At 73.5% G+C, this 17758-nt stretch carries 17 protein-coding genes; 7 read left to right on the forward strand and 10 right to left on the reverse strand.

Annotation, left to right across the window (positions count from 1 at the left end; all coding sequences use genetic code 11):
- Nucleotides 1-222 precede the first annotated feature (222 nt).
- Nucleotides 223-1701, reverse strand: a complete 1479-nt coding sequence (locus CNX65_RS30980; protein ID WP_096496899.1) for a PAS domain-containing sensor histidine kinase — start codon at nt 1699-1701, stop codon at nt 223-225.
- Nucleotides 1702-1880: 179 nt separating this feature from the next.
- On the opposite strand from CNX65_RS30980, the gene CNX65_RS38425 reads away from it, so the two are divergent.
- Nucleotides 1881-1955: a 50S ribosomal protein bL37 gene (locus CNX65_RS38425; RefSeq protein ID WP_096498094.1), complete on the forward strand. Its 75-nt coding sequence runs from the start codon at nt 1881-1883 to the stop codon at nt 1953-1955.
- 123 nt (nt 1956-2078) lie between these two features.
- On the opposite strand, the gene rsrA is transcribed toward CNX65_RS38425, so the two are convergent.
- Nucleotides 2079-2471: a mycothiol system anti-sigma-R factor gene (gene rsrA / locus CNX65_RS30990; RefSeq protein WP_096496900.1), complete on the reverse strand. Its 393-nt coding sequence runs from the start codon at nt 2469-2471 to the stop codon at nt 2079-2081.
- Nucleotides 2468-3127 (reverse strand): sigma-70 family RNA polymerase sigma factor, encoded by a 660-nt coding sequence (locus CNX65_RS30995; protein WP_015804979.1) that lies wholly within the window; start codon nt 3125-3127, stop codon nt 2468-2470. The genes rsrA and CNX65_RS30995 overlap by 4 nt, the downstream gene beginning before the upstream one ends.
- Nucleotides 3128-3319: 192 nt before the next feature.
- Here CNX65_RS30995 and ybaK point away from each other — a divergent pair, with 192 nt between their 5' ends.
- Nucleotides 3320-3802, forward strand: a complete 483-nt coding sequence (gene ybaK, locus CNX65_RS31000; RefSeq protein WP_096496901.1) for a Cys-tRNA(Pro) deacylase — start codon at nt 3320-3322, stop codon at nt 3800-3802.
- Nucleotides 3803-3861: 59 nt separating this feature from the next.
- On the opposite strand, the gene CNX65_RS31005 is transcribed toward ybaK, so the two are convergent.
- Together CNX65_RS31005 and CNX65_RS31010 are read right to left on the reverse strand one after the other, a co-directional pair.
- Nucleotides 3862-4476: an alpha/beta hydrolase family protein gene (locus tag CNX65_RS31005; RefSeq protein WP_096496902.1), complete on the reverse strand. Its 615-nt coding sequence runs from the start codon at nt 4474-4476 to the stop codon at nt 3862-3864.
- Nucleotides 4473-5234 (reverse strand): SOS response-associated peptidase, encoded by a 762-nt coding sequence (locus tag CNX65_RS31010; protein ID WP_096496903.1) that lies wholly within the window; start codon nt 5232-5234, stop codon nt 4473-4475. The genes CNX65_RS31005 and CNX65_RS31010 overlap by 4 nt, the downstream gene beginning before the upstream one ends.
- Nucleotides 5235-5316: 82 nt before the next feature.
- Between CNX65_RS31010 and aroA the strand changes: the two genes are divergently transcribed.
- From aroA to CNX65_RS31025, 3 genes are all read left to right on the forward strand, one after another.
- Nucleotides 5317-6579, forward strand: a complete 1263-nt coding sequence (aroA, locus tag CNX65_RS31015) for a 3-phosphoshikimate 1-carboxyvinyltransferase (protein WP_096496904.1) — start codon at nt 5317-5319, stop codon at nt 6577-6579.
- 1 nt (nt 6580) lies between these two features.
- Complete coding sequence (gene rsgA / locus CNX65_RS31020) at nt 6581-7588, forward strand: ribosome small subunit-dependent GTPase A (RefSeq protein WP_096496905.1); 1008 nt, start codon at nt 6581-6583, stop codon at nt 7586-7588.
- 126 nt (nt 7589-7714) lie between these two features.
- On the forward strand, nt 7715-8101 hold the full coding sequence (locus tag CNX65_RS31025) for a VOC family protein (RefSeq protein ID WP_041837151.1): 387 nt from the start codon (nt 7715-7717) through the stop codon (nt 8099-8101).
- Nucleotides 8102-8129: 28 nt separating this feature from the next.
- Here CNX65_RS31025 and CNX65_RS31030 read toward each other — a convergent pair whose 3' ends face one another.
- Genes CNX65_RS31030 through CNX65_RS31040 form a run of 3 tightly spaced genes read right to left on the reverse strand, consistent with a single transcriptional unit; the run spans nt 8130 to nt 10705 of the window.
- Complete coding sequence (locus CNX65_RS31030; RefSeq protein WP_015804986.1) at nt 8130-8639, reverse strand: DUF6912 family protein; 510 nt, start codon at nt 8637-8639, stop codon at nt 8130-8132.
- Nucleotides 8636-10024 carry a WS/DGAT/MGAT family O-acyltransferase gene (locus tag CNX65_RS31035; protein WP_096496906.1) on the reverse strand — a complete coding sequence of 463 codons (1389 nt, stop codon included), beginning with the start codon at nt 10022-10024 and terminating at the stop codon, nt 8636-8638. Before CNX65_RS31035 ends, CNX65_RS31030 begins: the two co-directional genes overlap by 4 nt.
- A 9-nt stretch (nt 10025-10033) precedes the next feature.
- The gene (locus tag CNX65_RS31040) at nt 10034-10705 is read right to left on the reverse strand and encodes a phosphotransferase (protein WP_096496907.1); all 672 of its coding nucleotides are present in this window, start codon (nt 10703-10705) and stop codon (nt 10034-10036) included.
- Nucleotides 10706-10791: 86 nt separating this feature from the next.
- On the opposite strand from CNX65_RS31040, the gene CNX65_RS31045 reads away from it, so the two are divergent.
- Nucleotides 10792-11538, forward strand: coding sequence for a TrmH family RNA methyltransferase (locus tag CNX65_RS31045; RefSeq protein ID WP_096496908.1), 747 nt, complete (start codon nt 10792-10794; stop codon nt 11536-11538).
- Between the two features lie 315 nt (nt 11539-11853).
- On the opposite strand, the gene CNX65_RS31050 is transcribed toward CNX65_RS31045, so the two are convergent.
- On the reverse strand, nt 11854-12255 hold the full coding sequence (locus CNX65_RS31050; RefSeq protein WP_198320572.1) for an HAD-IA family hydrolase: 402 nt from the start codon (nt 12253-12255) through the stop codon (nt 11854-11856).
- Nucleotides 12256-12426: 171 nt separating this feature from the next.
- On the opposite strand from CNX65_RS31050, the gene CNX65_RS31055 reads away from it, so the two are divergent.
- Entirely contained in the window at nt 12427-12699 is a 273-nt protein-coding gene (locus CNX65_RS31055) for an Rv3235 family protein (RefSeq protein WP_096496910.1), read from the forward strand.
- Between the two features lie 569 nt (nt 12700-13268).
- Here the strand turns inward: CNX65_RS31055 and secA are convergent.
- Nucleotides 13269-16196, reverse strand: a complete 2928-nt coding sequence (secA, locus tag CNX65_RS31060) for a preprotein translocase subunit SecA (RefSeq protein ID WP_096496911.1) — start codon at nt 16194-16196, stop codon at nt 13269-13271.
- Nucleotides 16197-17758: the final 1562 nt, after the last annotated feature.

Genomic DNA, 17758 nt, shown 5'->3' on the forward strand with positions numbered 1-17758 from the left:
GGCGAAGCAGGACAGCACGACCAGGCGGCAGCCCGAAGCACTGCCGCCGCCCGTGAGGCACAGGTCAGCGCGGTAGGACCGCGACCTGCGAGCCCACCGGAAGCTAGCTCGAAGGGCCCGACACCGTGCCAGGTGTCGGGCCCTTCGGCCTTGTTGCACACCCTCCCGCATGACCACGTGACCACCCCTGAGGAAGGCCGTCACGTGTGCACGAGCAGTAGTCTAACGCCGCGCCCTGAGGGGCACTCGCAGGACCGCCTCAGTACCGCCTCGGGGCCTGCGGCGCAAGCTCAAGGAGCCTCTCAATTCGGACTCGACGAGGGTCCGGACGATCTGCAGGCCGAGCCGGTCCGTGCGCTCCAGGGAGAAGCCCTGCGGGAGTCCGCGCCCGTCGTCGCAGATCAGGACGTCCAGCCACTTGGCCGACCGCTCGGAGTGCACGACCACCTCACCGCGCTGGCCGGGGCTGTACGCGTGCTCGAACGCGTTCTGCACCAGCTCGGTCAGCACCATCACCAGCGGCGTCGCCAGCTCGGCCTGCACGATGCCGAACTTCCCGTCCCGGCGCACCACGACCTGCGACTCGGTGGCCGCCACGTCGCTCATCATCGGGATGACCTTGTCGACCACGTCGTCCAGGTCGACCCGCTCGTCCACGGACATCGACAGCGTCTCGTGCACGAGCGCGATCGAGGTGACCCGGCGCACCGACTCGGCGAGCGCCTCCCTGGCCTCCTCGCTGGAGGTGCGGCGGGACTGGAGCCGCAGCAGCGCGGCCACGGTCTGCAGGTTGTTCTTCACCCGGTGGTGGATCTCGCGGATCGTGGCGTCCTTGGACATCAGCGCCCGGTCGCGCCTGCGCACCTCGGTGACGTCCCGGCACAGCACCAGCGCGCCCGCCGCGCTGCCCCTCGGCCGCAGCGGCAGCGCCCGGAACAGCACCGCCGCGCCGCGCCGCGACTCGGCCTCGATCCGCATCGACGGCTGCCCGTCGAGCGCGGCCCTGATCCGCTGCGCCACCTCGGTGGCGTCGAACGGGTCGCCGATCAGCGAGCGGGTCAGCGGGGCGAGGTGCACGCCGATCAGGTCGGCGGCGTGGCCCATCCGGTGGTAGGCCGACAGCGCGTTGGGGCTGGCGAACACCACGGCGCCGGACGAGTCCAGGCGCACCAGGCCGTCGCCCACGCGCGGGCTGGTGTGCACGTCCGGTGACGGCTCGGTGGTGGGGAACGTGCCGTCCGCGATCATCTGGCACAGGTCGGCGGCGGACCCCAGGTAGGAGATCTCCAGCGGGCTGGGCACGCGCGGCACGGCCAGGTTCGTGTTGCGGCTGAGCACGGCGATGACCTCGCTGCCCAGCCGCACCGGGATGGCCTCGCGGCGCACCGGCACGCCCAGGTGCCAGCGGGGGTCCTCCTCGCGGCAGATCCGCACCTCGACGATCGCGCGGCGCAGCTGCGGGTGCTCGTCCACCGGGACGGTGCTGCCGACGACGTCCTCGGGGTGGGCGGTCGGCGCCGTGGTCGGGCGGGCCTGCGCGACGCACAGGAACGTGCCGTCGTCCAGCGGAACCCACATCAGGAAGTCGGCGAACGACAGGTCGGAGAGCAGCTGCCACTCGGCGACCACGAGCTGCAGGTGGTCTGCGGCGACCCCGGACAGCTTGGTGTGCTCGGCGAGCAGGTCGGTGAGCGTGGACAGGTTGTGCTCCTAACTCGACCACCGCGGTGAGGTCGGCTCCCGCTCCACGGCCGCCCTGCGACACGCGGTGCGAACGGGCTCTGCCAGCCATCCAACCACGGTTCGGCGACCGTGCCGCCGGCGGTCAGGTGACGCCGTGTCACACTTGGGTGAAGCACTGTTAGCTGGAGGAGAACCCCATGTCGAAGCGTGCCCGCAAGCGTCGTGACCGCAAGAAGGGCGGCGCCAACCACGGGAAGCGCCCCAACGCCTGAGGTCGCTGACCTGGCACAAGGCCCCGGAGACCTGGTCTCCGGGGCCTTCGGCGTTCTCGGGGCCGCGCGGGGCGGCCCGGTCCGGTCCGCGCGGCCGTCCGGGGACCGCGCGGGGGCCGGTGGTCAGTCCGCGGACGCCCTCGGGGCTCCGGGGACCGTCGTCGTGGCGGTCGTCACCTCGACGTCGACCCGGCGGACCTCGGTGACGACGCCGTCGGCGCCCTCGTGCGAGGCCGTCGTCTCCCGAACGGTGCTCTCGCGGACCGTCACGGTCTCCCGGATGCGCGCCCGCAGCCTGGCCTTCAGCTCGTCGGGGGCGAGGTCGCCGCCGCACTTGCGGGCGAGCAGCGCCTTGAGGTGCTCCTCCAGCCCGTACTCCTCCAGGCAGGGGTGGCACTCGTCCAGGTGCGTGGCCAGCAGCTCCCTGCGGGCCTGGTCGCACTCCTGGTCGAGGAACAGCCACACCTCCGACAGCACCTCGGAGCAGTTGGTCTCGTGGTGCTCGCCGCAGCTCATCGTCCCGCCACCTCCTGCTGACCGCCGCGCAGGAAGCCGCGCTCGCGGGCGGTGTCGGCCAACTGCTCGCGGAGCTGCCTGCGTCCCCGGTGCAACCGGGACATCACGGTGCCGATCGGGGTGCCCATGATGTCAGCGATCTCCTTGTAGGCGAAACCCTCCACGTCCGCCAGGTAGACCGCGATGCGGAACTCCTCGGGAAGGCGCTGCAGCGCCTCCTTGACGTCGGTGTCGGGCAACCGGTCCATCGCCTCGACCTCCGCCGAGCGCAGCCCGGAGGAGGTGTGGCTCTCCGCCTGCGCCAGCTGCCAGTCGGTGATCTCGTCCGTCGGCTGCTGGAGCGGTTGGCGCTGCTTCTTGCGGTAGCCGTTGATGTAGGTGTTGGTGAGGATGCGGTACAGCCAGGCCTTGAGGTTCGTGCCCTCGGAGAAGGACGCGAACGCGGCGTAGGCCTTCAGGTACGTCTCCTGGACCAGGTCCTCCGCGTCGGCCGGGTTGCGCGTCATCCGCAGCGCGGCCGAGTAGAGCTGGTCGAGCATCGGCATCGCGTCGCGCTCGAACCGCGCCGCCCGCTGGTCAGCCGTCTCCTCGCCGTGCGCCTGGCCACGAGGTGTGGCCCCGTTCTCGGCGGCCTGCGCTCGCGCTGCTGGTGGCACAGCTCTCCCCGTGTTCGCGGCTGTCTGGGACGCGTTCGAGGATACGCGGCGGTCACCGGGGCGGCAGAGCGCCGACCCGCGCGGGGGCCGGGCCTTCGCCTGCCTGCCGACCTGCTGCTCCATCACCTCTGCTGCCACGCCGTGGTCAACGCGGTGGCGGCGCGCGGCATTCCCCGGCTAGGGTCCGCGCCCATGGCCAGGCCCGCGACCGGTACCCCCGCCACGTTGCTGCTGAGCAAGCAGAAGGTGGCCTTCGAGCTGCACTCCTACGAGCACGACCCGCGCCACGAGTCCTACGGGATGGAGGCGGCCGAGGCGCTCGGGGTCGCGCCGGAGCGGGTGTTCAAGACGCTGGTGGCCGAGGTCGACGGGAAGCTCGCGGTCGGCGTGGTGCCGGTCACCGGGCAGCTGAACCTGAAGGCGCTCGCGGCGGCGCTGGGCGGCAAGAAGGCGAAGATGGCCGAGGTGGCGGCGGCCGAGCGGGCGACCGGGTACGTGGCGGGCGGGATCTCGCCGCTGGGGCAGAAGAAGCGGCTGCCGCTGGTGCTGGACTCGTCGGCGAGCGGGCACGCGACGGTGTTCTGCTCGGCGGGCAAGCGCGGGGTCGAGGTGGAGCTGGCCCCGGCGGAGCTGGTCAGGCTGACCGGGGCCGTGGTCGCGCCGATCGCGGGCTGAGGGGCTCCCAGGCCCCCGCCGGACCTCCAGCGCCAGACCTACAGCGCCAGAACCCAGCGCTAGACCTCCAGGGGACGCAGCACGCGGGACAGCCACTCCCCCACCGAGCGCTGCAACCCCTCCACGTCGGCCTTGAGGCCGTGGTCGCCCTCCTGGAGCACGACCTCCCGGTGCGGCGCGCCCCCCGGAACGCCGAACGGGTCGCGCTCGCCCTGCACGACCAGGGTCGCCACCTCGACCGCGTCCAGCTCGGGCAGCCGGGACTTCTCCGGCTTGCCGACCGGGTGCAGCGGGAACGCCAGGCACAGCACGGCGACCGCCTGGCCCTCGGAGGCGGTGCGGCAGGCCACCCGCGCGCCCGAGGAGCGCCCGCCGAACACCAGCGGCAGGGTGTCGAACAGGCCTGCGCCCAGGTCCTCGGCGACCGCGAGCCACGCGGCGTCCAGCTGCTTCGCGGGCGCCGGGGCGCGGCGGCCCGCGACGCGGTACGGCTGCTCGACCAGCGCGACGTGCACGCCCGCCTCGACGGCGGCGCGGGTGGCGGCGACCAGGTCGGGGGCGTCGATGCCGCCGCCCGCGCCGTGGCCGAGCAGCAGCGCGGCGCGGCCCTCGGCGGCGCAGTGCAGCACGGCCCGCGCGGGGCCGTGCGGGGTGTCGACCACGCGGGCGGTCACGTCAGCTCGAACAAGGTGGGCTCCGGTTTCTCGTCCTCGCCCAACCGCACCGGGTCCGTGAGGGTGCGGTCGTTGTTCCTGATGCTGTTGACCCGCGTCGACACCGGGCGCAGCTCCAGCGCGTTCACCAGGTCGAGGTCGGGGGCCAGCAGCGCGCTCGGGTCGGCGCGGTCGGGGTCGAGCCAGTCGGTCCAGCGGTCCCTCGGGAGGATCAGCGGCATCCGGTGGTGGACCTGGGTCATCTCGCCGACGGCGTCGGTGGTGAGCACGGCGAGGGTGATGATCGGCTTGCGCTCGTCGCCCTCCTGCTGCCACCACACGGACCAGATGCCCGCCATGGCCAGGCTGGAGCCGTCGCCGGGGGTGATGAAGTACGGCTGCTTGCGGCCCTCGCCGGGCTGCCACTCGTACCAGCCCTCGGCGGGCACGAGGCAGCGGCGGCGGGCGGCGGAGTCGCGGTAGGAGGGCTTCTCCAGCACGCTCTCCGACCTGGCGTTGATCATCTTGGCGGCGCCGGAGAGGTCCTTGGCCCAGTGCGGGACCAGGCCCCAGCGCATGGCGCGCACGGTCCGCTCGACCTCGTCGGGCACCGGTTCGCCCCGCGCGTCGCGCGGGTGCCGGTCGACCACCGCGGACACGGTCTTGGTGGGGGCGACGTTGTAGTCCGGCCCAGGGACCGCGCCGTCCGTTGCGTCCACCGCGTCGAACTCGGCCGCCACCTGGGCCGGGTTCTTGGTGGAGGCGTACCTGCCGCACACAACCGATCACCTCCTGGCTCATCGTCGCACGTCGCGGCGACCGGTGCGAGCCGCCGGGAACGGGATGCGGGATCATCTGGGCATGACGCAGCAGTGGCCCGCCCGCACCGCCGGCGGTCCCGTCAACGCGACGGTACCGGTCCCCGGCTCGAAGTCGATCACCAATCGCGCGCTGGTGCTCGCCGCCATCGCCGACGCCCCCTCGGTGCTGCGCGCGCCGCTGCGCAGCCGGGACACGCTGCTGATGGCGGAGGCGCTGCGCGCGCTGGGGGCGCGGATCGAGGACGGCCCGGACGGGTCGTGGCTGGTGCAGCCGGGTGAGCTGCGCGGGTCGGCGCGGGTGGACTGCGGGCTGGCGGGCACGGTCATGCGCTTCCTGCCGCCGGTCGCCGCGCTCGCCGCGGGCGAGGTCGTGTTCGACGGCGACGAGCAGGCGCGGGTGCGGCCCATGGGGACCGTGCTGGGCGCGCTGCGGGCGCTGGGCGCGGACGTGGACGGCGACGCGCTGCCGTTCACCCTGCGCGGCGCGGGCGGGCTGCCCGGCGGCGAGGTGGTGATCGACGCGTCGGCGTCCTCCCAGTTCGTGTCGGGCCTGCTGCTGTCGGGCGCGCGGTACGACGAGGGCGTGACCGTGGCGCACGAGGGCGAGCCGGTGCCGTCGCTGCCGCACATCGAGATGACCGTGGCGATGCTGCGCGAGGCCGGGGTCGTGGTGGACGACTCGGGGCGGGACACCTGGCGGGTCGAGCCGGGGCCGGTCGCGGGGCGCGAGTGGGACGTGGAGCCGGACCTGTCGAACGCGACGCCGTTCCTGGCCGCCGCGGCGGTGACCGGCGGCGAGGTGCTCGTGCCGGGGTGGCCCGCCGCGACGACGCAGGCCGGTGACGCGATCCGGGGCATCCTGGCGGAGATGGGCTGCTCGGTGGAGCTGGGCGCGGACGGGCTGCGGGTGCGCGGCGGCGAGCTGCGCGGGGTGGACCTGGACCTGCACGACGTGGGCGAGCTGACCCCGACCGTGGTGGCGCTGGCGGTGTTCGCGTCCGGGCCGACGGTGCTGCGCGGCATCGCGCACCTGCGCGGGCACGAGACCGACCGGCTCGCGGCGCTGGTCGCCGAGGTGAACGGGCTGGGCGGGGACGCCGAGGAGACCGAGGACGGGCTGCTGATCCGGCCGAGGGCGCTGCGCGGCGGCACGTGGCGGGCGTACGCGGACCACCGGATGGCCACGGCCGGGGCGATCGTCGGGCTGCGGGTGCCCGGTGTGGAGGTGGACGACATCGGCACGACGTCCAAGACGATCCCGGACTTCCCCGGCATGTGGGCGGCGATGCTCGGGCAGCGCTGACGTGGGACGGGATTGGCGCAAGCTGGACGAGTCCGACGTCCGGGTGCGGCCGGGCAAGGGGACCAGGCCCAGGAGCAAGCGGCGGCCGGAGCACGCGGACGCGGTGGGCGCGATGGTCGTCGGCGTCGACCGGGGCCGCTGGACGTGCGCGGTGGACTCCGACCCCGCGCTGCTGGTGACGGCGATGCGGGCGCGGGAGCTGGGGCGCACGCCGGTGGTGGTCGGGGACCAGGTCGGGCTGGTCGGGGACACCTCGGGGCAGCCGGACACGCTGGCCAGGATCGTGCGGGTGGAGGAGCGGTCCAGCGTGCTGCGGCGGACCGCGGACGACACGGACCCGTTCGAGCGGGTCGTGGTGGCGAACGCGGCGCAGCTGGTGATCGTGACGGCGCTGGCCGAGCCGGAGCCGAGGCGCGGGTTCATCGACCGGTGCCTGGTGGCGGCCTACGCGGGTGGGCTGGAGCCGCTGCTGTGCCTGACGAAGTCGGACCTGGCGTCGGCGGACGAGCTGCTGGAGGCGTACGCGGAGCTGGACGTCCCGGTGGTGGTGACCCGGTCGGACGAGGACCCGGTCGCGCTGCGGGAGCGGCTGGTGAACCGGTTGTCGGCGCTGATCGGGCACTCGGGCGTCGGCAAGTCGACGCTGGTCAACCGGCTGGTCCCGGACGCGAACCGGGCCGTGGGCGTGGTGAGCGGGGTCGGGAAGGGGCGGCACACGTCGACCCAGGCGGTGGCGCTGGCGCTGCCCGAGGGCGGGTGGGCGGTGGACACGCCGGGCATCCGCTCGTTCGGGCTGGCGCACATCACGCCGGACGACATCGTGATGGCGTTCCCGGACATGAAGGAGATGGCCGAGGAGTGCCCGCCGGGGTGCGGTCACCTGGGCGGCGAGGAGGACCCGGAGTGCAGGCTCGACGAGCTGGTCACGACGGGGGCCGCGACCGAGCGGCGGCTGGAGTCGCTGCGGCGGCTGCTGGAGTCGCGGGGGAAGTTGGAGGAGTACGACTAGGGGCGGTCCGCCGGGCCACTGAGGGTGGCCCGGTTTCGAATTACCGAGCGCAGTGGTTCACCGGATCAGGCGGCCTACCCCTAAACACAGCCGGTGGAAGCGGCTGCGCGGAGTAACGTCCGCCGGGTGGCAAGGGTGATCGGAATCGGCGGGATCTTCCTCAGAGCGCGCAATCCCGCCCGCCTCGCGGCCTGGTACCGGGCGCACCTCGGCATCCCCATGAACGACCGGGGGACGGTGACCTTCCACTGGGAGGAGACCGCGACCCGCGACAACCCCGGCACCACCACGCTCGCGCTGTTCGCCCAGGACACCGACTACTTCGGCGAGCCGGGCCAGCGGGCCATGCTCAACCTGCGGGTGGACGACCTCGCGGCGCTGCTCGACCGGCTGCGGGCGCACGGCGTCGAGGTGCTGGAGCAGACCGAGGACTCCGAGTACGGGCGGTTCGGGTGGTGCGTCGACCCCGAGGGCAACCGGGTCGAGCTGTGGGAGCCCGCGCGCGGCATGTGAGCCGCGCGCGGGCCCCCAAGGTCCAGCGCTACATCAGCTCCAGCACGAACGGCAGCTCCTGCGGCGCGTACCAGGCCAGCTCGTGGTCCTCGGCGCTGCCGACCGCGAAGTCCGCGTCCGGGTCGCCCAGGTCCGCGGCGTCGATCACGTCGGCCGCCTCGCGCACCGCGTCCTCGGCCTCGGCCGTGTCCAGGTGCACCGCGGCGATCTTCTTGAGCGGGATCGCCCCGGACAGCTTCACCACCGAGAAGTCCAGGTCGGGCCGCAGCTTCACCGCGCCGTCCTCCACGTCCACCGACACCACCGCGCGCCGGGGGCGGGCCTTCTCGTCGCCCGACAGCTCCTGGCCGAGCAGCCGCAGCGACGCGCGCGCGGCGTCGAGCATCGCGGCGTACTCCAGCTCCTCGGTGTCCCCCGCCGCGTACGACTCGCGCAGCGCCGGGGTCAGCGCGAACCCGGTCCCGCCGACCGGGGCGAACTCGCCCGTCTCGACCAGGGCGCGCAGCGACGCGACCGTGGCGGGCAGGTAGACCCTCATCCGGACACCGTTCCCATCAGTTCCTCCACCGACTCCTCGACCATGCCCGCGAGGACGTCCACGTCCGGCATCGCGTCACGGTCAGCGTTCAGCCCGAAGTACACACCACCGTCGTAGGACGTGACGCCGATCGCCAGCGCCTGGCTCTTGGCCAGCGGCACCACGGGGAACATCTCCGTCATCCTCGCGCCCGACGCGTACAGCGGCACCTGCGGGCCCGGAACGTTCGTGACCACGACGTTGAACAGCCGCTTCGAGAAGGAGCTGGCGGCCCGCGCGCCGAGCGCGTGCAGCGTCGGCGGGGCGAACCCGCTGACCCGCACCAGGGTCTGCGCGGCCACCTTCTGGCCGGACTCCTGGTGGGCGCGGGTGGCGTGGCTGACGTGGTGCAACCGCACCACCGGGTTCGGCTCCCCCACCGGCAGGTCCACCAGGTACGCGGACACCTCGCCCGGCCTGCCGTCGGCCGAGCGCACCGACATGGGCGTCATGGCGCGCATGGTCGTGCTGGCCGAGACGACCTCGCCGCGCGAGAGCAGCCAGGCGCGCAGCGCGCCGGTCAGGGCGGCGAGGACGCCGTCGTTGACCGTGCCGCCGTGCGCCCTGCGGATGGCGCGGAACTCGTCGAGGCGGGTCCTGGCCACCGCGAACCGGCGCTGCGGCGAGGAGATCCGCACGTTGAGCGGGCTGCCCGGCGCGGGCGTGGCGGCGGTGCGCACGGCCGAGAGGAGGCCGCCGAGCGCGTCGGTGGCCTTGCGGACGGTGGCGACCGTGTCCAGCGCGGCCGAGCGGGCGTTCTCCACCACCTCGCCGGGCCGCTGCACCGCCTCGGCGACCGCGTCCACGACCAGCTGCAGGCCGCTGGGCTCCGGCTGCGGCATCCACAGGTTCTCGACCTGGCGGCGCGGGGACGCGGACACGTCGAGCATCACCTGGGTGATGTCGGGCGCGCCGACGCCGTCCACCATGGCCTGGTGGGTCTTGGTGACCACGGCGATCCGGTTCCGCGCCAGGCCCTCCACCAGGTAGGCCTCCCACAGCGGGCGGGTGTTGTCGAGCGGGCGGGACATGAGCCTGCCGACCAGGTCGTGCAGCTGCTGGTCGGTGCCCGGCGTGGGCAGCGCGGAGCGGCGCACGTGGTAGGTGACGTCGAAGTCCTGGTCGTCCACCCACACCGGGCGGGCGAGCCTGCCCGGCACGTGCACCACCTTGCGCCGGTAGCGCGGGGCCAGCGAGAGCCGCTGCTCGACCAGGTCGACCAGCCGGTCGTAGTCGAAACCGGCCTTGGGCCTGCGGAACACCGCGACGCTGCCGACGTGCATCGGCGTCGACGCGTCCTCCAGGTAGAGGTACGAGGCGTCCAGCGCGGACAGTCGGTCGGGCATGGGGCCAGGCTATCCGCTGCACCGCTCGACGAGGCGGCTCACGGCCGCGACCTCGGCGTCGTCGCGGCGGGCCCGGCCGAGCCGGATGCGGGCGGCGGCGGGCATGGCGCGGCGCACGGCGGCGTCGACGCGGCCCGCCAGGAACGCGCCGAGGAACGCGCCCCTGACCGGCCTGCGCAGCGGGGCGACCCGGCCGACCTCGACGGCGAGCCAGCTGAGCGCCACGTCGAGGCTGCGGTCGCCGCGCGCGGCGTCGGCCCAGTCCACGAGCACCGGGCCGTCCGGGCCGAGCACGACGTTGCCGGGGTGCAGGTCCAGGTGCAGCAGGGCGCCCTCGCCGGGCAGGAAGTCGGGGGCGGGGACGGCGTCCAGGTCGTGGTGCAGGCGGGCGAGCTGGCGGCCGAGGCGGCGGGCGCGCCACGGCTTGGCGTCCAGCTCCTGCGACATGCGCGGGCCGGGCACGTACTCCATGACGATCTCGGTGGCGTCGGCCTCGGCGACCCTGGGCACCGGGATGCCGTGGGCGCGCAGGTGGCGCATCAGCTCGGCCTCCGGCCGGGGGTCGCGGCCGGAGCGGCTGCGCTTGCGGAGCAGGCCGTCCGGGCGCAGGAAGACGTCGGCCTCGCGGCCTCGGGCCAGCAGGTGATCACGGTGCGCGACGTTGCGCAGACGCGGGGTCATGGGACGATCATCACAGTTGACAGCTGATCCGCAAGGGCTGATCGGGGGTTTCGCGGTGCGCCGGGCGGAGGTGCGACCATGCACGCGTGGAGATCTCGCCCAAGGACAGGTTCGTCACGGTCTACGGCCGCAAGCCCGTGCTGGAGGCGCTGGACGACCCTCGGTTGGAGGTCGACAAGGTGCTGATGGCGGAGGGCGCGCGCGGGCCCGCCGCCAAGGAGATCCTGGACGCCGCCTCGCGGCGCGGGGTCAGGGTGCAGCGGGCGACCGCGCAGCGGGTCAAGGTGCTGGCGGGCAACGGCAGGCACGACCAGGGCGTGCTCGCGGACGTGGTCGCCCCGCGCATGGCGCCGCTCGCGCTGGCCCTGGAGTCCCGGCCGCGCGGGGTGCTGCTGCTGGACGGGATCACCACGCCCGCGAACGTGGGCATGATCCTGCGCACCGCCACGGCGGCGGGCGTGGAGGGGATCGTGGTGCCCCGGCGCGGGGTGGCGTCGATCGACCCGCTCGTGGTGAAGGCGTCGGCGGGGGTGGCGTTCCGGGCGCCGGTGCTGCGCTGCGGGACGGCCGCCGAGGCCGCCGCGCAGCTGCGGGCGGCCGGGTACCCGCTGTTCGCGCTGGACGCGTCGGCGAAGCGGAGCGTGTACGCGGCGGAGCTGCCGGAGCGGGCGGCGTTCGTGCTGGGCAGCGAGACGGCGGGGATCTCGGACGGGGTCAGGGAGCACGTGAGCGACTGGCTGTCGATCCCGATGGCGGCGGGCGTGGAGTCGCTGAACGTGGCGAGCGCGGCGGCGGTGCTGTGCTTCGAGGTGGTCCGCAGGCGCTCGCTCTGAGCGCCTGCCCATTGTCCGGGTGGACGCGCGCTGGTGCGGGCACCGGGGTCTCCGGTGCCCGCACCGGCGTGGGTCGGCCCAGCGCCGTCACAGTCTTCGACGTCCCGGTCGTCGACGTGAGGGGGCCCTACCCGTTCGGCGTCCCGCTTCCGCCTCCCCGCTCCTGGTAGCGGGGAAGTGGCCCGAAGTCGCGGGACGCCTCTTCGGATTGCCTGTGGTCGTCAGCTGATTCCACGGTACGCCCGAGCCACCCGGCGTGGAATTACTCGTCGGGGTGGCGGTTGGTGGTTTTTCCGTGACCGGGAACCGCGTTCGTTAGCCCCTGAGGGGGATTGCCAGGAGGATTTCAAGTTCCTGGAGGGTGCTTTCCACCGACGTGTGGTGAACACCGACCATCCCGGCCGCCGCGGCGCCCCGCACGTTGACCGGCAGGTCGTCGACGAACACGCACTCCCCCGGCTCCAGGCCCAGCTCGGAGGCGGTGAGCAGGTAGATCTCGGCGTCCGGCTTGGCGACGCCCGAGGCCCCCGAGGTGATCACCGCGTCGAACAGGCGCCCCCACTCGCGGGGCGGCGCCCAGTGGCCGTCCGCGTTGCTCAGGATCGCCGTCCTGATGTCCTCGCGGCGCGCCCTCTCCACCGCGATCAGGAGTTCTCCGCTTCCGCTGTCGGTCAGCACGCCGCCGAAGTCGAGCACCAGTCCTCGCACCCGGCACAACCTACGCCTTCACGAGAACGGGTGAACCCGGTCCAGGATGGCCCGGTTCGCGGGTCGTGTAGGTCATGACGTGGTTGCGGGAGTTGCAGGGGTACGGCGGGCTGGAGCGGGCGCGGGACGCCTGGGGCGGCCAGGGGTGTCCGGGGGCGGTGCTGGAAGCACCTGCGGCTGGTGCGGGTGGTCGTGGAGGCCGTGGACGGCAGGCGACCGCTCGGGCAGGTGCGCGCGGTGCTGACGGGGTCGGCGGCGCGGGAGGTCGGGCGGCTGCTCTCGCCGGGGACGTCGGGGACGGCGGTGGGCGGGCTGCGGATGTGCCGGGTGTCGGAGCGCGTGGCGGAGATCGCCGGGACGCTGCGGCGGGGCGCGCGGGTCCGGGCGCTGGCCGCGCGGGCGGAACTGGTGGAGGGCCGGTGGCTGCTGTCGCGCTTCCACCTGCTGCCGTGAGCCCCGTGGACGACCGCCGCGGTGGGACGGGGGTTCGCGGGGTGACCGCGCGGCGGGCGGCGCGCTGGGCGGCCACGGTGGCGCTGAGGGGCGGGGAACGGCCCTGCGCCGCGCACCGGTCCGGAACCGCGCCCGACCGGGCGGTGGGCGAGCACCGCGGCCCGACCGGCACGGCGCTTCCGGCAGGCCGGTGGTGCCCCGGCGCCGCACACCGCTTCACCGCGGGCCTGCGCCGCGCCCCGACCACCGGGCCTCTGCCAGCCACCCCACCCGCGCACCACCGCAGCGCACTCCCGTGCTGCGGCCCGCCGGACACGGCTGCTCCGGCCGCTCCACACCCCCGTGGCACCGCGCGGCTCTCACACCGCACCGCAATCCAGTGCTGCGGTTCAGCCGGAGCGGCCTCCGCCCCCCGCGTCCTCGCCGGGCGCCGGCGCTCGGGTGCACCGCGCCCGCGTCCCCGCCGGGAAAGCCCGCAGCCCCCGGACCGACTGGGGTCCGGGGGCTGCGGGAGCGGTTCGCCGACGCGCCCCGGTCACCGCGTCGCGGTCACCGGGGTCGCTGTCGGGTCAGCCCTGCGGGCGGTTGCGCTGGCCCTTGGCCTGGGCGCGGGCCTGGGCGCGGCGCTCCTTGCGGGTGCCGCTCTGGCCCGCGCCGCCGCCCTGGCCTGCGCTGCCGTGGGACTCCGCGTCGCCGCTCTCGTCCGGACCGGTGTAGGTCAGGTTCGTGTTCGCGCGCGGGTCGAGGCCCTTGCCGCGCAGCGCGGGCGGGATCGGGGCGCCCGACAGCTGCGCCAGCGCGGAGCCCGCCGGGGCCTCGCGACGGCGCTGCTCCTCCTGCTGCCTGGCCGCAGCCGCCTGCTGCTGCGCCTGGACCTGGGCCTGCTGCTGCGCCTCGGCCTGGGCCGCCGCGGCGGCGCGCGCGCGGGCGCGGCTGCCGGTCAGGTTGCCCGCGCCGTTGCTGATCGACACCTGCACCGGGGGCTCCGGGGCGGGCTCGGGCTCGGCGGCCTCGACCTGCAGGTTGAACAGGAAGCCGACGATCTCCTCCTTCAGCGCCTCCAACATGCCGTTGAACATGTCGAAGCCCTCCCGCTGGTACTCGATCAGCGGGTCGCGCTGGGCCATCGCCCGCAGGCCGATGCCCTCCTTGAGGTAGTCCATCTCGTAGAGGTGCTCGCGCCACTTGCGGTCCAGCACGGACAGCAGCACGCGGCGCTCCAGCTCGCGCATGGCGCCGGGGCCGACGCGGCCGTCGATGTCGGCCTCGCGGTTGTCGTACGCCTGCAGGGCGTCCTCCTGCACGCGGGCGCGCAGGTCCTCGCGGCTGAGGTCGTCCTCGGCGTCGAGCAGCGCCTTGGCGTCCAGCGACACCGGGTAGAGCGACTTGAGGGCCGTCCACAGCTTGTCGAGGTCCCAGTCCTCGGAGTAGCCGTCGGCGGTGGCGCCGTCGACGTACTCGCCGGTGACGTCCTTGATCATGTGGGTGACCTGCTCGCGCAGGTCCTCGCCCGCGAGGACGCGGTGGCGCTCGGCGTAGATCACCTTGCGCTGCTCGTTCATGACCTCGTCGTACTTGAGGACGTTCTTGCGGATCTCGAAGTTCTGCTGCTCGACCTGGGTCTGCGCGCTGCGGATCGCGTTGGTGACCCACTTGTGCTCGATGGGCAGCTCGTCCGGCACCTTCAGGCGGGTCATCACGTTCTCGACCATGGCCGCGTTGAACCGGCGCATCAGCTCGTCGCGCAGCGAGAGGTAGAACCGGGACTCGCCGGGGTCGCCCTGGCGGCCGGAGCGACCGCGCAGCTGGTTGTCGATGCGGCGGGACTCGTGGCGCTCGGTGCCGAGCACGTACAGGCCGCCCGCCTCGCGGACCGCCTCGCCCTCGACCTTGACCTCGGCCTTGACGTCCTCGATCAGCTTCGACCAGGCGGCCTCGTACTCCTCCGGGGTCTCCACCGGGTCGAGGCCGCGGTCGCGCAGCTCGTGGTCGGCCAGGATGTCCGGGTTGCCGCCGAGCACGATGTCGGTGCCTCGACCGGCCATGTTCGTCGCGACGGTGACCGCGCCCTTGCGACCGGCGCGGGCGATGATCAGCGCCTCGCGGTCGTGGTGCTTGGCGTTCAGGACCTCGTGCGGGATGTTCATCCGCACCAGCAGCTTCGACAGGTACTCGGAGCGCTCGACGCTGGTCGTGCCGACCAGGACCGGCTGGCCCTTCTCGTGCCGCTCGGCGATGTCCTCGGCGACCGCCTGGAACTTCGCCTCCTCGGACTTGTAGACCAGGTCCGGCTGGTCGCGGCGCTTCATCGGGCGGTTGGTCGGGATGGGGACCACGCCGAGCTTGTAGGTCTGGTAGAACTCCGCGGCCTCGGTCTCGGCCGTGCCGGTCATGCCGCCCATGCGCTCGTAGAGGCGGAAGTAGTTCTGGAGGGTGATCGTGGCGAGGGTCTGGTTCTCGGCCTTGATCTCCACCCCCTCCTTGGCCTCGATCGCCTGGTGCATCCCCTCGTTGTAGCGGCGCCCCGAGAGCACGCGGCCGGTGAACTCGTCGACGATCATGACTTCACCGTTGCGGACGATGTAGTCCTTGTCCTTGCTGAACAGCTCCTTCGCCTTGATGGCGTTGTTCAGGTAGCCGACCAGCGGGGTGTTCGCCGCCTCGTAGAGGTTCTCGATGCCGAGCTGGTCCTCGATGAAGGCGACACCGGCCTCCGAGACGCCGACGGTGCGCTTGCGCTCGTCGATCTCGTAGTGGGTGTCCTTGCGCAGCAGCGTGGCCAGGCGGGCGAACTCCAGGTACCAGCGCGACGACTGGTCGGCCGGGCCGGAGATGATCAGCGGCGTGCGGGCCTCGTCGATGAGGATCGAGTCGACCTCGTCGACCACGGCGAAGAAGTGGCCGCGCTGCACGCACTCGTCCAGGCTCCACGCCATGTTGTCGCGCAGGTAGTCGAAGCCGAACTCGTTGTTCGTGCCGTAGGTGATGTCGGCGTTGTAGGCCGCGCGCCGCTGCTCCGGCGTCATGTCGGACAGGATCGCGCCGACGGTCATGCCGAGGAAGCGGTGGATGCGGCCCATCCACTCCGAGTCGCGCTTGGCGAGGTAGTCGTTGGTCGTGACGACGTGCACGCCCTTGCCCGCGATCGCGTTCAGGTAGGCGGGCAGCACCGAGGTCAGGGTCTTGCCCTCACCGGTGCGCATCTCGGAGATCTGCCCGAGGTGCAGCGCCGCGCCGCCCATCAGCTGGACGTCGAAGTGCCGCTGGCCGAGCACCCGCTTCGCGCCCTCGCGGACGACGGCGAACGCCTCCGGCAGCAGCTCGTCGAGCGACTCGCCGTCGGCGTGGCGCTTGCGGAACTCCTCGGTCTTGGCCCTGAGCTCGGCGTCGGAGAGGTCGACGACGTCGTCTTCGAGGTTGTTGATGTGCGCTGCGATGTTGCGCAGGCGCTTGAGCATCTTGCCTTCGCCTGCGCGGAGCAGTCGGGACAGCACCATCTCGGGTCGACCTCATTACCTCATCGCGTCGCGCCCGGCGGGCGCCTTCCTTCGGGTCCACCGGGGTGGCGGTGGGCCCCTCACCTATGGCCATCGTAGGCAAGTCGTGAAGGTGTGTGCACAGACACAGGTAGGAACCACCGGCGAGCCCTTCGGGACCCGTCGGAGCAGGACCGGACCGGACGACCGGCCGAGGGGTCGGGATCTTGCCGGACGGGAGGGGCGGGAGCACGCCGAAGGCGGGGATAAGGCGATCAAGTTCACTCCGTCGTGGCGGGCGCGGAAGGCGAACGCGGGGCAGGAACGGCGCAGAGGGCAGGAACAGCGGGCAGGGCTGGAGAGCAGGGCTGGCGGGCGGGAACGGGGAGCGGGACTGACGGGCAGGGACAGGGAGTGGGACTGACGGCTGGACTGGCGGGCGGGAACAGGGGGCGGGAACGGCAAGCGGGAACGGCGAGCAGCACTAGCTGGCGGGAATGCGGCTGGACGGCGGGAACGCCGCGCGGGCTCAGCACGGCTCGCACGGGGCGGCGTTGCTTTGGCGGCGACTTGGCTCGCAGAGAGCTGCTCGCAGCGGGAAGGGCCTGCGGGACGCTCGCGAAGAGCCGCAGGGGCAACTCATGCCGGGAGGGCGGAGGGCGGAGGGCTGGCGGCCACTGGCTGGCGGCCACTGGCTGGCGGCCACTGGCTGGCGGCCACTGGCTGGCGGCTGAGTTTAAGGGCCCTGCCGAGGAGCGGGGGTCCGGTGCGTGGAGAACGACCACGGCGCGGCGAAGAGATCGGCGCAGCGAGGGATTGACGGGGTGCGCGGCGAGCGGCTGGCGCGGGCAGCGTCGTGGAGCGGCCAGCGGGTGGCGGCCAGTGGGTGGGACGGGTGTGTGGTGGTGTGGGCGGCGAGGTGGAGTGGCTGGTCGGTTCGTGGCGGGTGGGTGGTGCGTTGCCCGGACCGGGGGCGAGGGGGGTGAGGTGTTCGCCGTGTTGGGCTGTGGGTTGGGCGCCGGGGTGGGTAGTTGGGCGGGCCCCGGACGCGGCCTTGCCCCCGGCGCGGTGGGGCGCCGGGGGCCGACCGGTATTGGGCCTGGTTCGGTCAGTAGGTCGTGGGTTGTCCTCGGGGCACGGGATCGGAGTGCTGTGGTCGCGGGTGGCCCTGGGGTGGGGCCGGCGTTCGCGGTGGAGTCCTCGGGCGCTCTTGTGGAGCGCCGGTCGGGCTCGGCGCGGGCCGGGGGTTGGGGTGGGCCACGGGTCCGCTGACCTCGCGTTCGCGGTCACGGGAACCGGGGATCGGGCGGGCCGGCTTGGTGACCGGGCCGCTCTGCGGGGTGTGGCGGGCTTTCCGGCGCCTGGGACTCCGGGGAGGCGGCCTCTCGGGTCGCCTCGGACGCCGGGGTCCCAGGGGTGGAAGGCTGTGCGCCGCGCCCCTCTGGGCTTGTCGCGCGCCCCTTCGGGCTTGTCGCGTCTGGGCTTGTCGAGTCTGCGCTTGTCGCGTCTGGGGCCTGAGCGGGTCTTGCCGGTGGAGCCCTCGGCTCCGGGTGCCGGTGGCCCGCTCAGGGTGCGTCGGTCCT

It is taken from the genome of Actinosynnema pretiosum, assembly GCF_002354875.1.
GTDB classification, from domain to species: Bacteria; Actinomycetota; Actinomycetes; order Mycobacteriales; family Pseudonocardiaceae; genus Actinosynnema; species Actinosynnema auranticum.

Bases quoted from the DNA above. Each gene is read 5' to 3' on its own strand.
- CNX65_RS31030 (WP_015804986.1), bottom strand. From the start codon at position 8,639: ATGAGGGTCTACCTGCCCGCCACGGTCGCGTCGCTGCGCGCCCTGGTC.
- CNX65_RS31040 (WP_096496907.1), bottom strand. From the start codon at position 10,705: ATGACCCCGCGTCTGCGCAACGTCGCGCACCGTGATCACCTGCTGGCC.
- rsrA (WP_096496900.1), bottom strand. From the start codon at position 2,471: ATGAGCTGCGGCGAGCACCACGAGACCAACTGCTCCGAGGTGCTGTCG.
- secA (WP_096496911.1), bottom strand. From the start codon at position 16,196: ATGGTGCTGTCCCGACTGCTCCGCGCAGGCGAAGGCAAGATGCTCAAG.
- CNX65_RS31035 (WP_096496906.1), bottom strand. From the start codon at position 10,024: ATGCCCGACCGACTGTCCGCGCTGGACGCCTCGTACCTCTACCTGGAG.
- aroA (WP_096496904.1), top strand. From the start codon at position 5,317: ATGACGCAGCAGTGGCCCGCCCGCACCGCCGGCGGTCCCGTCAACGCG.
- ybaK (WP_096496901.1), top strand. From the start codon at position 3,320: ATGGCCAGGCCCGCGACCGGTACCCCCGCCACGTTGCTGCTGAGCAAG.